This is a genomic window from Paenibacillus sp. Cedars (assembly GCF_003184205.1).
GTDB classification, from domain to species: domain Bacteria; phylum Bacillota; class Bacilli; order Paenibacillales; family Paenibacillaceae; genus Paenibacillus_AQ; species Paenibacillus_AQ glucanolyticus.
This window is the reverse complement of the sequence record NZ_CP020865.1, coordinates 23,879-38,462: the sequence shown is the minus strand read 5'-3', so window position 1 is coordinate 38,462 and position 14,584 is coordinate 23,879. Positions and strand designations below refer to the sequence as shown.

At 46.0% G+C, this 14,584-nt stretch carries 13 protein-coding genes; 3 read left to right on the top strand and 10 right to left on the bottom strand.

Going from position 1 to position 14,584, the window contains the following annotated elements; genetic code table 11:
* Positions 1–4 precede the first annotated feature (4 nt).
* On the bottom strand, positions 5–328 hold the full coding sequence (locus B9D94_RS01315) for an ArsR/SmtB family transcription factor (RefSeq protein ID WP_148246274.1): 324 nt from the start codon (positions 326–328) through the stop codon (positions 5–7).
* Between the two features lie 14 nt (positions 329–342).
* Positions 343–774 (bottom strand): arsenate reductase ArsC, encoded by a 432-nt coding sequence (locus tag B9D94_RS01310; protein WP_148246272.1) that lies wholly within the window; start codon positions 772–774, stop codon positions 343–345.
* Between the two features lie 276 nt (positions 775–1,050).
* Between B9D94_RS01310 and B9D94_RS01305 the strand changes: the two genes are divergently transcribed.
* From B9D94_RS01305 to B9D94_RS01295, 3 genes are all read left to right on the top strand, one after another.
* A complete protein-coding gene (locus tag B9D94_RS01305; RefSeq protein WP_148246270.1) occupies positions 1,051–1,428 on the top strand; it encodes an ArsR/SmtB family transcription factor in 378 nt (125 codons plus the stop codon).
* Positions 1,418–3,553 carry a heavy metal translocating P-type ATPase gene (locus tag B9D94_RS01300; RefSeq protein WP_148246268.1) on the top strand — a complete coding sequence of 712 codons (2,136 nt, stop codon included), beginning with the start codon at positions 1,418–1,420 and terminating at the stop codon, positions 3,551–3,553. The genes B9D94_RS01305 and B9D94_RS01300 overlap by 11 nt, the downstream gene beginning before the upstream one ends.
* Positions 3,554–3,633: 80 nt before the next feature.
* Positions 3,634–4,107, top strand: coding sequence for a putative iron-sulfur cluster-binding metallochaperone (locus B9D94_RS01295; RefSeq protein ID WP_148246266.1), 474 nt, complete (start codon positions 3,634–3,636; stop codon positions 4,105–4,107).
* Positions 4,108–4,388: 281 nt separating this feature from the next.
* Here B9D94_RS01295 and B9D94_RS01290 read toward each other — a convergent pair whose 3' ends face one another.
* From B9D94_RS01290 to B9D94_RS01255, 8 genes are all read right to left on the bottom strand, one after another.
* Entirely contained in the window at positions 4,389–4,631 is a 243-nt protein-coding gene (locus tag B9D94_RS01290) for an SHOCT domain-containing protein (RefSeq protein ID WP_148246264.1), read from the bottom strand.
* A 183-nt stretch (positions 4,632–4,814) separates the two neighbouring features.
* Positions 4,815–5,144: a four-helix bundle copper-binding protein gene (locus B9D94_RS01285; RefSeq protein WP_148246262.1), complete on the bottom strand. Its 330-nt coding sequence runs from the start codon at positions 5,142–5,144 to the stop codon at positions 4,815–4,817.
* 401 nt (positions 5,145–5,545) lie between these two features.
* Positions 5,546–8,515, bottom strand: a complete 2,970-nt coding sequence (locus B9D94_RS01280) for a Tn3 family transposase (RefSeq protein WP_028598545.1) — start codon at positions 8,513–8,515, stop codon at positions 5,546–5,548.
* Between the two features lie 14 nt (positions 8,516–8,529).
* Positions 8,530–9,447, bottom strand: a complete 918-nt coding sequence (locus tag B9D94_RS01275) for a tyrosine-type recombinase/integrase (protein ID WP_006211804.1) — start codon at positions 9,445–9,447, stop codon at positions 8,530–8,532.
* A 267-nt stretch (positions 9,448–9,714) separates the two neighbouring features.
* Entirely contained in the window at positions 9,715–10,059 is a 345-nt protein-coding gene (locus tag B9D94_RS01270; protein WP_006211803.1) for a hypothetical protein, read from the bottom strand.
* Between the two features lie 14 nt (positions 10,060–10,073).
* Complete coding sequence (locus B9D94_RS01265; RefSeq protein ID WP_139787294.1) at positions 10,074–11,744, bottom strand: serine-rich family protein; 1,671 nt, start codon at positions 11,742–11,744, stop codon at positions 10,074–10,076.
* 466 nt (positions 11,745–12,210) lie between these two features.
* Positions 12,211–13,527 carry a cell wall-binding repeat-containing protein gene (locus B9D94_RS01260; protein ID WP_253805983.1) on the bottom strand — a complete coding sequence of 439 codons (1,317 nt, stop codon included), beginning with the start codon at positions 13,525–13,527 and terminating at the stop codon, positions 12,211–12,213.
* 14 nt (positions 13,528–13,541) lie between these two features.
* The gene (locus tag B9D94_RS01255; RefSeq protein WP_367613775.1) at positions 13,542–14,447 is read right to left on the bottom strand and encodes a F510_1955 family glycosylhydrolase; all 906 of its coding nucleotides are present in this window, start codon (positions 14,445–14,447) and stop codon (positions 13,542–13,544) included.
* Positions 14,448–14,584: the final 137 nt, after the last annotated feature.

Here is a 14,584-nt window from a genome sequence, read left to right as displayed (position 1 = left end):
TGAACTACGTACAGCAATCATTGGTTTCGCAAACGGCAGGCTCAATCAGCGCCACTTGCGAAGGAATTTCTTTTAGAATATCCAAAATATAAGGCTTGTCCTCCAAACAGAGCGAATAATAAACCCACTGTCCCCTGCGCGACTCTTTGACCAGGCCCCCGTCCCGCAGCTTGCGCATATGCTGACTGATATTGGGCTGGCTCGTTTTCAAAATGTCCACGATCTCGCACACGCACAGCTCCTTCACCTGCAACAAGGCTACGATAGTGAGTCTGTTCCGGTCCCCCAATAGCTTCAAGGCATCCGCTACTTCTTCTAGTTTGCTCAACTGCTTCACTCCTTTTAAGCGACGGGAATGTCCATCCCTTTTAACAACCCGATCACTTTCTCCCGAATCTCGTCACGTGCTCTCTTCACGTCTTCCAGGCTGCCGCCGTCTACGGCTAACGGGTCAGGGATGTTCCACTCGACGTTCATGATCTTAAACGGCACGATGGGACAGCGCTCCACAATTTGTTCGCACAGCTTGACGATCGCATTTGACGCTAGAAAAACCTTCATATCAATTTTTTTGCAAACATGCTGGGAAAGATCGATGCCTACTTCACGCATAGCTTCAATGGTGTAAGGATGCACTTCTTCAGATGGATTTAATCCAGCACTCTCCACCACGACATGATCCCTGCCATAAAACTTGGCAAAAGCTTCGGCCATCTGACTTCGGCACCGATTTTGCCCGCAAAGGAAATAAATCCGTTTGACATCCTTTTTCATTCTCCCACACTCCCTTATCCGTTGTAAATAGCCATATAATTATTTGCTTATTTATAGTTTGATCTTACATGTCGAATGTTATCGCAGTATTAACGTTGGAAAAAGAAAAAGGCAACCATCGGGGAACTGGTGACAGCCGCGTTCCGATACAAAAATTTGCGGACTTCGAATATTTAATACGCGTTCGATAAATAATAATCAAATGTGCATTTGAATAATGAAAAGGTTTGTTGTATGATAATAATCAAATGACAATTTGATTGTTGAGGTGAAGACATGAGCGAGCAAGAAAAGGACTCCTGTGAAATTTTTTGTTATGACGAACCTAAAGTCCAAAAGGTACAACTTGCAATTGAAGGACAAAATATTCAAGGCATGGTAAAGCTGTTCAAGGTACTGGCTGATGAAACAAGAATGAAAATTGCTTTCGCCTTGTGCGAAGAAGACGAACTATGTGTTTGTGACGTGGCCAACATCATCGGTTCTTCGATGGCAACAGCTTCTCATCATCTTCGAACTTTAAAACAGCTCGGCTTGGCGAAATACCGCAAGGAAGGTAAATTAGTTTTTTACTCTCTGGAGGACGACCATGTTCGTCAACTTGTACAACTAGCTTCTACTCATTCGCGGGAGTTGATCACCAATGGAAAATAGCGTTGAAAAAACCGAAGATAAAAACGTCTTCAGAGTCCAAGGTTTTACTTGTACGAATTGTGCAGGTATTTTCGAGAAAAATGTAAAAAGTTTGCCCGGCGTTAAAGATGCACAAGTTAATTTTGGAGCATCCAAGATTACCGTTTATGGAAGTACCACAGTGAAGGATTTGGAAAAGGCCGGAGCGTTTGAAAGCCTGAAAGTTACACCTGAAAAGCAACGGACTGTTGAAAAGAAAAAGCCTTTCTGGCAAGAACATTGGAATGTTCTGCTTTCGGCCATCTTGCTTGCCGCGGGTTACTTTTTGAGTGAGCAGTACGGTGAGGAAAGCGTCTTGTCTGCTGTTACTTACGTGGCTTCTATTCTCATCGGCGGTTACGAATTATTCAAAAAAGGAATCAAGAATCTTTTCCGGCTTCAATTCGATATGAATACCCTAATGACGGTCGCCATCATCGGTGCCGCGGCGATCGGGGAATGGGGAGAAGGCGCGACTGTTGTTATCTTGTTTGCGATTAGTGAAGTTTTGGAACGTTACTCCATGGAAAAAGCGCGTCAATCCATTCGTTCCCTTATGGATATTGCGCCGAAAGAAGCACTGATTCGACGTGGTTCCCAAGAAATGACGGTAAGCGTCGATGATATACAGGTGGGCGACGTCATGATTGTAAAGCCAGGTCAAAAACTCGCAATGGATGGCGTGGTTATTAAAGGAACATCAACGATTAACCAAGCCGCGATTACTGGCGAATCGGTTCCCGTAGCGAAAACAATTGACGATGAAGTGTTCGCAGGCACATTAAACGAAGAAGGGCTGCTTGAAGTCAAAGTAACGAAGCACGTCGAGGATACAACGATTTCCAAAATTATTCACCTTGTTGAGGAAGCACAAGCAGAACGTGCACCTTCACAAGCGTTTGTTGACCGATTTGCGAAATATTATACGCCTGCAATTATGATTTTGGCATTAGGAATAGCCGTTGTCCCCCCCCTGTTCGTCGGCGCTGATTGGGGCGATTGGATTTATAGAGGACTAGCACTTCTCGTTGTAGGTTGCCCTTGTGCGTTAGTTATTTCGACTCCTGTTTCGATTGTTACAGCTATCGGTAACGCCGCGAAAAATGGTGTTCTTATCAAAGGTGGCATTCACCTTGAAGAAGCCGGTCGCCTTGCAGCAATCGCATTCGATAAAACAGGTACGCTGACGAAGGGATTCCCGGAAGTAACAAATGTCGATACTTTCGGAACAAAAGACGAAAAAGAATTGCTTGCTATCGCGGCAGTTATCGAAAAAGGTTCGCAACACCCGCTTGCTTCCGCGATTGTTCGTAAAGCAGAAAACCTCGGAGCTGACTTATCCCTAGCCGTTGAGGATTTCCAATCTATAACCGGGAAAGGCGTTAAAGCCAAGGTAAACGGGGAATTGTATTACGTCGGTAGTCCGAAACTCTTTGCAGAACTTCACTCCGATATGAATGTTGATACGAATCAACGTATTGAAGCTCTACAAAAACAAGGGAAAACGGTTATGGTCTTGGGATCGGAACAACAAGTTCTTGCCTTAGTAGCCGTGGCCGATGAAGTGCGCGATTCCAGTAAAGACGTTATTAAGCAATTGCATGAAATTGGCATCAAGAAAACGATTATGCTTACGGGTGATAATCAAGCAACCGCCGAAGCGATCGGGCGGCGACTAAATGTTACTGACGTTAAAGCCGACCTAATGCCACAGGATAAATTAGACTACATCAAGCAACTTCGCAAGGTTTACGGTAATGTCGCCATGATTGGCGACGGTGTAAACGACGCACCCGCGCTTGCAGCCTCAACGGTTGGTATCGCTATGGGCGGCGCTGGTACGGATACGGCCCTTGAAACGGCGGACATTGCGCTTATGGCTGACGATTTAGGTAAACTTCCGTATACAATTCGGTTAAGCCGTAAAACCCTTGCGATAATAAAGCAAAACATTACGTTCTCTCTCGGGATTAAACTTGTAGCCTTGGCTTTAATTGTCCCTGGATGGTTGACGCTATGGTTGGCCATTTTCGCAGATATGGGAGCGACACTTATCGTTACGTTAAATAGTCTTCGTCTTTTAAAAGTCAAAGGGAAATCCGGGTAAAATGACCAAAGCATGAAAGAATTGAAAAGGATCGTTTTTTTTGGTCAAGTCCAAAAAACCGGCTAAGGAGTGCATTTTACATGGATTGTTGCGCATCATCCAACAACAGGGAAACAGCCAAAACCGGCAGATGTCCTTCCTGCGGTGAGAAGGGTAAAGGTTTATCTATCATTACACTAAAGTCTTTGCTTATAGCTTCTTCTTTGGAAACCATCGAGCCAGATAACACTTATTTTTTCTGTCCAAACTCTTCATGTAATACCGTTTATTTCAGTGGTACTCATTTGCAAACATTTGAAGAGGACGCCCTGAAAGTACCAGTCTTCCAAAAAAACTCCAGCATGCATGTGCCAGTTTGCTATTGCTTTAATTGGACCAGAGATCGCCTTTTTCAAGCATATAGCGATAATCTGCAGCCTATCGAACATATTAAAGAGCACGTCCAGTCGAATCGCTGTGGCTGCGAAGTAAACAACCCTCAAGGGACCTGTTGCTTGGGCAACGTTACCGCGTATTTACGAAGTTTGAACGAACGAAAAGTGGAAGAAATATAATTATTCTCATCTATTTTGGGGGTGGTTCAGCTTCGATGATACTACCCCTACTGCTTAAATGGAGCAGCCGTTACTATAAAAGTTACAAAACAACAGTAAAAGCGCCTCTGATCGAGATGCGCTAAAGGGCACCTATTCGCGGATTTTCTGTTCATTTTGTTTCTGAATCATGCGGGACAAGGTCGTTTTGAAATATCTCCATAGCACAAATGATCCAGCAAACCCAAACGATAAGGACACGATTAGATACAACATTTCATCCACGAAAAGGTAGGTACTCCTTATTTCACATCATTGATGACTTTTCTCATTCGTAAATACTCATCATCATTAATTTCGCCTCTGACGTATCGTTCTTTCAGCATCATCAAGGGACGATCTACAACACGGCTCTTCATCATCAGTAATCGAGCAACAACATAAACGGTTGCTCCAACAATCAGTATAAAGATGATCGCCCCGATGTACATCATAATGCACATCATGACCATCATTGAACGATCCAACATCATGCTATCCATCATTGTGAACACCTTTCTTTATTTGCTTGATACAACCGTCCAACTGCATAGAAAAGCACTGGGATACAGCCGCGCTCCTCCTCCATTCATCAAAAGTAGGCTCCTGCTGTCTCCAACAGCCGAAGCCTACCCATCAATAAAAACAGCCTATCTCCCAGAACTCTCCGGAATAGGCTGTCGTTGTAGCTAACTCGCCATAGCCCGACAAGCTTTTGCACAAGAAAAACAGGCATCGGCACAACGCTGACAGTGCTCTTCTTCATACTTTTTGCACTCATTCCCGCAGGCTTCGCAAACGTCGGCACAAATCCGGCAAAGCTCCTTCGCATAGGAACTACTTTGAGACATCGCTTGCGCAGCAAAAGCACAAATGTCGGCGCACTCCCGGTCTAGCCGGATACATTCTTTCATCATCGCAAGGTGATCTTCATTCAGGCAAGCGTCGTAACAGTGATTGCATGCAAGCATACACTTTATGCACTCATCAATGCAATGTTGAAATTGCTCATGTGACATGGGTGTTAACCTCCATTTCAAATAGTGTATCTGTTATGTTTTACCCAAACGAGCTGATTTGATACACTACAAACGGATTTTTCTTAAAGCCAGTCTTACCGCTATATAAACGGAAACACCTATGATGACGGCCATGAACAACGGACAAAACAGTATCATAACCCATGGCCATCCATAGTTCCCCATCATCGGCAGACACCCGCTTTCTTTTAGGAATTTACGTTCGTCCGCATCATCAATGCTTCATGCCCGGCATATTCGTCATATTGCCGCCCTCGGTTGTACCTGGGGTACCGCCAACATTTTAACGATAATATACGCTAAGCCTTCGGATGTACCTGGCTTAGCGTTTTTTCTTACTCTAAGCCCAATAGTCCGGGCTACACCGCCCGGACTACCGATCACTCACCTTCCTGTTGTTTCAGCGGTCGTAATGAGTTGAGAGACGTATTCTGCTTGAAGTTGAATTTGTATTCACCTAGAAAATTGATGTGCTCCCATCCAAGGGGGGAAATGTGATTTAGCAGTTCTTCCTGAAGCTTACCTTGCTTTTTGCGGTGTTCAGTTGCCTGCTGGAGATAGACGGTATTCCAAACGCTAATTGCATTGATGATAATGTTCAACGCACTTGCCCGTTGGAGCTGATCTTGTAGCGCACGTTCCCGCAGTTCGCCATGTTTGCCGAAGAAGATCGCTCTGGCCAATGCGTTCATGGCTTCTCCTTTGTTCAACCCCCGATGGATTTTTCTCCGCAGCGCCTCGCTCGAAAGGTAATCCAGAATGAAGATCGTTTTCTCGATACGCCCCATTTCTCTCAGCGCGGTAGCCAAGCTGTTTTGTCTTGCATAGGAACCGATTTTCCCCATAATGAGTGATGCTGAAACGGTTCCTTCCCGGATGGAGTGAGCCAGCCGGAGTACATCGTCGTAGTTCTCTTGAATGATCTTTGTATTAATCTGTCCGCGAAGCAGCTTCTCCAATTTAGGGAAAATGGACGGTTTTCCGATAGCGTAGAGCTTGGAATCAGCCAAGTCGCGTAAGCGCGGCGCAAAGCGAAATCCAAGCAAATGCGTTAAACCAAAGACTTGATCGGTGTAACCGGCCGTATCCGTATAATGCTCCTCAATGGACAAGTCCGTTTCGTGGTGGAGCAAACCGTCGATGACGTGTACGGCATCCCGAGCGTTCGTATTGATGACTTTCGTATAGAACGTGGAAAACTGGTCGCTCACGAAGCGATATATCGTTGCTCCTTTTCCGGTCCCGTAGTGAGGATTCGCATCTGCGTGAAGAGACGATACACCGATCTGGACGCGCATTCCATCAGATGAGGAGGTAGTGCCATTCCCCCAATATGAAGGCAGCGCCAGCTTATGATGAAAATTGACAAGAACAGCTTGCGCTTTATTCATCGCGTCTTCGTACAGCCGCCATTGAGCTGTATTGGCCATTTGCCGATATGAAATGCTCGGCGTGGCTTCAGCCATCTTCGTAAGCCCGATGTTCGTTCCCATTGCCATAAGGGTAGCCATAAGGATTGTTGTTTCTTCCTCGTTCGGAGCGCGGTTACTGGAAGCGTGAATAAACTGCTCATGAAAATTCGTCCAGTTGGCTACTTCCATGAGCAGATCCGTAAGCTTAATTCGTGGTAGCAGCTCATAGAGGGAAAGACTGAAATTTCGGGATTCATCGGGAACATCTTTCTCCAATCGCTCAATGTGCAATTTCCCGTTCTCCAAATTTACTCCGTCCAGCTCATCGATGTGATCCGAAACCCAATTTAATCTTTGAAGAAGTGCTTCAATCCGTTCTTCAAGATATTCCTTTGCGGACAAACTGACGGCAAGCTTTGTAGCGTTAGGATCAATGCCATTCCAATCGGCTTTCGGAACAAGGTATTCCTCGAAATCCTTATGCTGACGGCTTCCGACTATGGACACGTCCCCGGAACGAACGTAATTCCGCAACTCTGTCAGGACAGCCATTTCGTAGTAATGCCGGTTGATCGTTCCGTCATCGTCGTAAACGTGCTTTTGCCAGCGGTTCGAAACGAAGTTCAGCGGCGCGCCTTCCGGAACCTTCCGCTTCCCGGTTTCATTCATATCCCGGATGATATCGACCGCCTTCATTAGCGGCTCTGCGGACTTAGTTGACCGAAATTCCAACGATTTTAGCAGCGTTGGCGTGTATTTTCGGAGCGCATAGAATTTCTTTTCTAACAAGTCCAAGTAGTCGTAATCAACTGGTCGCGCCAGCCGTTTAGCTTCCTCCACGGATGCGACGACCTGATCCCACGGCATGACGGCATCAAGAGCAACAAACGGATCAATGCCTTCGCTTCGGGCCTTAATAAGAGCGGCTCCAAGATCGGCAAAGTGAACAACCTTTTCGTTGATCGATTTACCGTTTTGCTTTTGAAGTTCCTCTTGGGCCTTTCTCCCTTTGGAAAGCAGTATCATAATCTGCCGGTCATGAATCTCGAAAGCCAGGTCTGTCAAATCCTGAATTAGTTCCAATAGGTACGCTACTAAAATCGCGTACTTTTTCGGATCATTAAAACGTCTGAAAGAATGAGGTTCGTAACGCGAACCGATTTTAGAAAGTTGACGTAGACGGTTCGGATGGATGCCTTTCGTATCGACTTGCAGCTGCAAGTCGCGTAAGTATTCGAGTTTTTCAATCACCTTCAAAAAAGAATCCGGAGAGCTAGTACCTGGAATTTCCCTTAACCATGCTAAGTAGGTTTTGCTACTTTCCGGCATGGTGGTTAAGACGCGATCCAGCTTAGCAATTTGTAATTCTGTCAGTGAACTGCTGAGCAGCTTGAATATTTTTTCTTCTGTTCGTTTGCGCGTTTCCCAAACGGCTCTTTCAATTGTAGCCATTGAAGGGAGAATGATTTTACGCTTACGTAAATCTTCGAGTGCGAGTTGAATCAGGTGTAAGGGATTGCCGTTTGCCATTGCATGGCTAAATAGATGCTTGCACAAAGAACGATATTCGCTCAAGGTGAATGTCTGGTAGCCATATTCTTTCCGGATCTCATCCAGATGCTCGTACTTCGTTGCTTCTCGGTCGCCGTAAGATGCAAAAGACTCCACATCGGCATTGATTTGCTTTGCAATATGACGAAGAATTTGAACCGGCACTTCTTTTGTATCAGAAAGTGTCCAGCCGAGATAACGAAGTACGCACAGCTGCACGGCAAAGCCGAGTCGATTATAATCTCTTCGCCGCTGCTGTATGATTTCAAGGTCATGCTGTGTAAATGTGAAATAAGTGCCCAATTCCCATTCGCCAAGATCAGGCGGTATCTGCAAATAATGCAGCCGTTCCTCCGGAGTTAGCAGTTCCCTTACTCTCGCGTACATCGTACTTCATCCCCCTATTGCCAAGCTATTTTTTCGACTTCCGCTTGCAGATCCGCACGGGTTGCCTTGACGTAAATCATCGTTGTGTCCAGACTATCGTGTCCCATAATTTGCGCCAAGCGGTGCAACGGCGTGTTTTCTGCCATCACATAGCCGAACCGGTGCCGTAGATCGTGGGCGCTCAATCCTTCGAGCCGGGCTGCTTTCATATATTTTTGAATTAAATGACGTAAAGCACGTTCGGTTAATCGATCGCCGGTCTTTTCAGATGGAAACAGAAAAGGACTGTGCGGAGGGAGTTCTGCCAGATATTTTTCTAAAGCAACTCTACACGTGGCGTTCAAAGGAACTTCCCTCTGTTTATTTCGTTTTCCGGATCGGACCGTAAGCTGACCACTACGTTTACCGATTTGAATATCTCCGGGAGCCAAGTCACACACTTCCATGCTTCGTAAGCCCGTGTGAAACATCACGATTAGAATCGTCTGATCCCGAAGAGAACCGCCATGCTCGGCCGCAGCAACCAAAGCAGCTTCTTCTTTGTCTGTCATCTGTCTGGGGCTTACCTTTTCTTCCGGAACCAATTTAACCGGCTTCGAAGGGTCGCGGCGAATCCTGGATTCTGACACGGCCCATTCAAAAAAACGTTTCAGGGTAATAAGCCGCCGGTTAATGGTCGCCGGTTTCAATTCCATTATTTTTTGTGCTGCTTCCCTATATCGCGTTAATGTTGGAGTAGCCACATCTTCAATTCGAAATATAATCTCTTCCTCTTGGTGGTAGGCGGTCTCAAACCAGCCGATGAAATGTTTTAGGTCGCTTGCATACTCTTTTAGTGTTTTGGGATTCAAATCTTCGTGGGTGGTGAGAGCGTGAATGAAGTCCTGAATCGTCTGATCGCCCTGTTCCGAAATCCCCGGTGTTTCTCTCATTAGCAAAGCCTCCAAATCTTGTCTTACATTAGCGGACATGATATTCTTATTTTAACCGAAACATTAGCGGACATCAAGTGTATGCTTTGAAAACACCAAATGACCGCTAATCTTAATTAGCGGTCATTTAATATTAGGAGATCATTCCTTCATGATGGTTCGTAGAGACGATTTGCGCAACCGAGGAAACACTCGTGCAGCAAATGAATCGGCAACGAATCGCGCTATAGGAATCGTTTCTGCGCGATACTTCACGAAGCATATTTTTTATTTTAATATCAATTCGATGATGTTGCTTGTTTTGCCACCGGATGACGAACTTTTTTGACGCATTGTCATCCTCCCTGCACCTGCCATTTCCACGAGAATTTGCCCGATGGCGTTTGTGGTATCAATCACCATGTTTTTGATTGCTTTAGGTTCCAGCGTCACCCCGTTGTCGATGGCTGTGCCATCGATCACACTTGGCAATACATTGCCGTTTGCACTGTCTTTGACGACCATGTTAATATTTTTTTCTTCGTCGCTGCCATTGTTGATCGCCACCGAAAGTGTGGTTTCTCCGTTTTTGCGAGACATCGTGAACGTGGTTTTTGAACTGTTTTCAAGCATGGGTAAACGCCTCCTTAAGCGATTGAATTATTTTGGTTTAACATATCAAAAATGCGCTGTTGTTTATTTTTTTCATCATCGAGCAGTTTGGAAATAATCCCTTCCAAATTCGTCGTCCCCGACGTGCCGCAGGTACAGCCGCTTGTTGATCCGCTAGAAGGCTGACAGTTACAGCAGGTACGGCATTTGCAAAACAAAAGCAATAAGGCTAAAAGCACGGAATTGTCGCTAATTTGAATTTGATTGCCAACGGTGAAGTTGTTGCCATTGGAGACGGTGTTTGCCGAGTTGTTTGCCGAGCTCGCTAACCCGTTTGCCGTGCTCACTAAGGCGCTGTTGTAGTCAAAGGTGTTGTTGGATTCACTGGTATTCGTGGATTCGTTGGTGGCGCAGCTGGTGGAGTTTAACGTGCTGTTGGCGGTGCTTGCGTTGTCGTTCGTTGAAGAGTTGTCAGCATTGGAGGTATTGGTGGTAGTATTATCGCCTGTCGACGCTGTTGCTGTAGGCGTAGAGGTGTTATCACCTGTGGTGGCAGTGGCACTGGTTGTGGATGAATTATCGCCAGTGGTTGAGGAACTGTCACCTGCACTCGATGTAGCATCTGTATCCGATGAGTTTGTTGCAGGACCACTTGTTGTGGTTGACGTATTATCACCATTCGTTGATGTGCTATCACCTGAGCTGCTGGTGGCGTCCGTATCCGATGAGTTGGCCGCAGGACCACTACTTGTGGTGGAGGTATTATCTCCATTGGTGGAGGTACTATCACCCGATGACGAAGTGCTGGTGGCGTCTGATGCGTTGTTCGAGCCGCTAGTTGAGGTTAATGTATCGGTCACGGTAGCCGAACTATCATTATCACTGTTGTTGGTTGCACCACTGGTGGAATTAACCGTTTCGTTAATGGTAGAGTCACTATCGGTATTAGAGGTATTGTTCGAGCCGCTTGTGCTTGTTAATGTGTCATTGACAGTAGCCGAACTATCATTATCACTGTTGTTGGTTGCACCACTGGTGGAATTAACCGTTTCGTTAATGGTAGAGTCACTATCGGTATTAGAGGTATTGTTCGAGCCGCTTGTGCTTGTTAATGTGTCATTGACAGTAGCCGAACTATCATTATCACTGGTGTTGGTTGCACCACTGGTGGAATTAACCGTTTCGTTAATGGTAGAGTCACTATCGGTATTAGAGGTATTGTTCGAGCCGCTTGTGCTTGTTAATGTGTCATTGACAGTAGCCGAACTATCGTTATCACTGGTGTTGGTTGCACCACTGGTGGAATTAACCGTTTCGTTAATGGTAGAGTCACTATCGGTATTAGTGGCGTTCGTTGCCGTACTTTGGTTATCGACTTTTTCGAAAATTTTCGAGTCGCTGTCGCTTTCCGAATGATTTTTAGCGCCACTTTCGCTTGTAAGTTGATCGTTAATGGTGGATCCGCTGTCGTTATCATTTGTGCTTGTGGCATTACTAATGGCATGAGCTTGGTTTTTAGCAAGGTTTTTAGCAAGGTTTTTAGCAAGGCTTTTGGCAATCGCCTTGTCGATCGCCTTGGCTAAGGAAATCGTCACTTTGACAGGCGGCTTGCGGTGTTTGTGTTTTTTACGATGACAGCTACACGCTGTTTGCTGGGAAGATTTTTTTTTGCAGGTTGTTTTTCTTTTTCTAAATTCCTTTGTCATTACTTCTATCCTCTCCTTTGATGGGGGTAGTTGACTACCCTTTAGTATATTTGCCTGCTATTAACTCGGAAACGGCGAATCTACCTATAAATTTTTGTCCATCTATCAAATACACAGAAAATGGGCAAAAAAAGACCTTGTCTCGCTCTCGGCAAGACAAGGTAAGGTCCATGACAAAGGAGGTGTAGCTACCCTATGTTTGATATATGCAGGAGGACGGGTTTTCGCTCCCCTTGCCCTGGACAGTCAACCGGGGTATTGCCAACAAAACGCGGAAAGCGTACGCTAAGAAACCTTGAAATTTATTAGCCTCAATCTATCCAAATGATTCCATCCAAAAGAAGCAAACCCTCCCTACTTTGCAAGGGCTAGGGGGATTACCAAGAATATAAAAGAGAAAAGAATCGGAAATAAGATCAACCTCAAATAGTCGGTGATTCCTTAAGTATAAGAAACGTTGGCTTTTTTATATAGAAAAATCCTTAGAGTATATTTTCGTCAAAATGTTGGATGGACCCCTACCTTCACTTGGTTTAGGTGATGGTTCCGTCTTCGTATTGCCGCCGCCATGTCCGCCGTGACCTTCTCCGGTCTCCGATACGATCTCCAGCATGGAATCGATCTCCTCTTGTGCCGCGGCTGTCAACGAATCCTCACTACCCGTTAACCAAGCATGGTTGTATGGCCCTTCCGTTGGTTCCTTTTTATATTTCGGTTGAACCGACATGACATAGGACATCACCGTATCCGGCAGCTTGCCTTTGTCCGTCCAGAGGAGCGCTGCATGTTTGCCTAAATGCGAGAATGGAGCCGCCGCGAGTGCCAAGGCTGCGGAATCTTTGTTGACGAACGAAAAGTTATGGCCCGGTGTTGTGATTCCCCAGCCAAAACCGGTTGCCGAATCTTTATACTTCGCGAAGGCAACGGCATTCGCATATGGGTCATTGCCCGCAATACGAACCACGTTCCCGTACTGACCTAATTGTTCTTGAACTTTAGCCGAAATAACCGATTCTGGCCCGAGCAAATAAATATTGGCTTTTCCGCCCCGTGTCTTTAAAGCATCCACGGTTTCTTGCGGAACCTCGTCCTTTTTAACATAAAGCAGCGGCTCCGGCATATGAGCAATCCAATTCACCGCTGGCATCGTATATTCTTCGCTGTCCATAGAACCAATGATGACCGAAGGCGGATTTTCCTTCGCGACAGCGGTATAATAAGCATCCACGGCTTTGGCTACGGCCGCCGGGTTGCCCCCTGCAATCTTGTCCGTCTTATAGCCAAGCGCTTTTACCTGTTCCTCTACCTTGGGATCAAGATCCCCGACCAATATAACTTGGGTTCCTTTATTCGCGTCCGTACCCATTGGTTTTAGCCTTTTCAATTCGTTAAGCGTTAGATCCGGTACACTGTCTTTATTCACAAACAGTACTGGACCGTTATTCGGGTGATGAATCAAATCTGCACCGACAAGGGCCGTTTGCCAATCTTTCGGGTTCGCTAGAATGACGCCTCCAGGACGGTTCGCATCACTGGTTGCCATCCACAGCGTTTTCGAAACAAGCACCGCAGCTTCCGTCGGGTCACTTGTGTTGATGCGCGTCGTGTTTTTTGAGGCAATCCACGGCACCGATACCGTACTGGCTGGGCTTTGTGCCGAACCGGTTGGCTGTCCCATGTTGTTCATATCGTGTGGAGTGGAAGAATTGGATTTGTTAAAGCATCCGGTTAGGGCTAATACTATAGCCGCTGAAATGATGCCAACTTTTAAGCTTTTTTTCATGCTTCAAAGACCTCCTATTTTCGGTTGATAGTTTTGCCTATATCTGCAATCTGTATCCATGTAGTACCTCGATCTGTAGAGAGATAGACATTCTTTGGTTCCGTTGCAATGGCCAGCTCATTCGGATTTGCCGGATTCTGAACAACATAGGTGATCGTATCTTTGCTTGGCGTCTGGATCGTCAATGGTTGCTTGCTCTCTATATTGATTTCAAGCAGTGAAGCATCGGGACCAGAGGTTGCTACCAGCACGTTACCGGAATCCGTGAAGGTCAGGGCTGTAACCGGTTGTTCCGGAAACAATGGGGTAAACGTCTGACCGTAATCCCTCGATAGATAGACGCCTGTTGTCGTGCCGACAGTAGCAATCGATGCATCAGAAGGGTGAGCTGCGATTGCCGTCATCTGCCCTTGAAGGCCGGTTGCAGGACTGTTTGTCCAGGTTTTCCCTTCATCCTTGCTATAAAAGAGCCCTGCCTGCTTCATTTTGGAGTTAGGTTCCGGGTTCACCACGTATAGCGTATGTGAACGATACCCGGCTGTCATTCCGTGTAGATCGACCTCTCCCTCAAGAGCAAGAACCGAGACGGTTTTCCCGTCATTCGTGCTTTTCACAAGACCTAATGGATTTTTATACTTCGAACCCGGTGCTGGATGACCGCTGCTATAAAATCCGTCATCTACGGCGGTGAACCCCATATAATCGTGCTTCTCCCCTGGACCTTCACTCCATGAACCGTCTGCATATACCTGTAGTCCGTTGTGAACGGGAATGAAAAGTCGTTTTCCGTCTGCGGAGTAACCAAGGCCATGTAGGTGCATAAAACTGGTATTCGCAATAGAATTCTGCCCTTGCTCTGCCTTTTTCGAGCATGCCGTGGTCCCAATCAAGAGTACTGCCGCTAGTGCAAGCATCGTCATCTTTTTCAAAAAAATTACCCCCATATCTTAAAAAAGAGACCTGAATCCAGTGTCCCCATGTGTGTTGTGTCCAAACCATTCGTTAAATTGCAAGTCATATACAGTGTAATCGATACTTTTGAAGATTCGATGTAAAG

Bases quoted from the DNA above. Each gene is read 5' to 3' on its own strand.
- B9D94_RS01310 (WP_148246272.1), bottom strand. From the start codon at position 774: ATGAAAAAGGATGTCAAACGGATTTATTTCCTTTGCGGGCAAAATCGG.
- B9D94_RS01305 (WP_148246270.1), top strand. From the start codon at position 1,051: ATGAGCGAGCAAGAAAAGGACTCCTGTGAAATTTTTTGTTATGACGAA.
- B9D94_RS01300 (WP_148246268.1), top strand. From the start codon at position 1,418: ATGGAAAATAGCGTTGAAAAAACCGAAGATAAAAACGTCTTCAGAGTC.
- B9D94_RS01295 (WP_148246266.1), top strand. From the start codon at position 3,634: ATGGATTGTTGCGCATCATCCAACAACAGGGAAACAGCCAAAACCGGC.
- B9D94_RS01290 (WP_148246264.1), bottom strand. From the start codon at position 4,631: ATGATGGATAGCATGATGTTGGATCGTTCAATGATGGTCATGATGTGC.
- B9D94_RS01285 (WP_148246262.1), bottom strand. From the start codon at position 5,144: ATGTCACATGAGCAATTTCAACATTGCATTGATGAGTGCATAAAGTGT.
- B9D94_RS01280 (WP_028598545.1), bottom strand. From the start codon at position 8,515: ATGTACGCGAGAGTAAGGGAACTGCTAACTCCGGAGGAACGGCTGCAT.
- B9D94_RS01275 (WP_006211804.1), bottom strand. From the start codon at position 9,447: ATGAGAGAAACACCGGGGATTTCGGAACAGGGCGATCAGACGATTCAG.
- B9D94_RS01270 (WP_006211803.1), bottom strand. From the start codon at position 10,059: ATGCTTGAAAACAGTTCAAAAACCACGTTCACGATGTCTCGCAAAAAC.
- B9D94_RS01265 (WP_139787294.1), bottom strand. From the start codon at position 11,744: ATGACAAAGGAATTTAGAAAAAGAAAAACAACCTGCAAAAAAAAATCT.
- B9D94_RS01260 (WP_253805983.1), bottom strand. From the start codon at position 13,527: ATGAAAAAAAGCTTAAAAGTTGGCATCATTTCAGCGGCTATAGTATTA.
- B9D94_RS01255 (WP_367613775.1), bottom strand. From the start codon at position 14,447: ATGACGATGCTTGCACTAGCGGCAGTACTCTTGATTGGGACCACGGCA.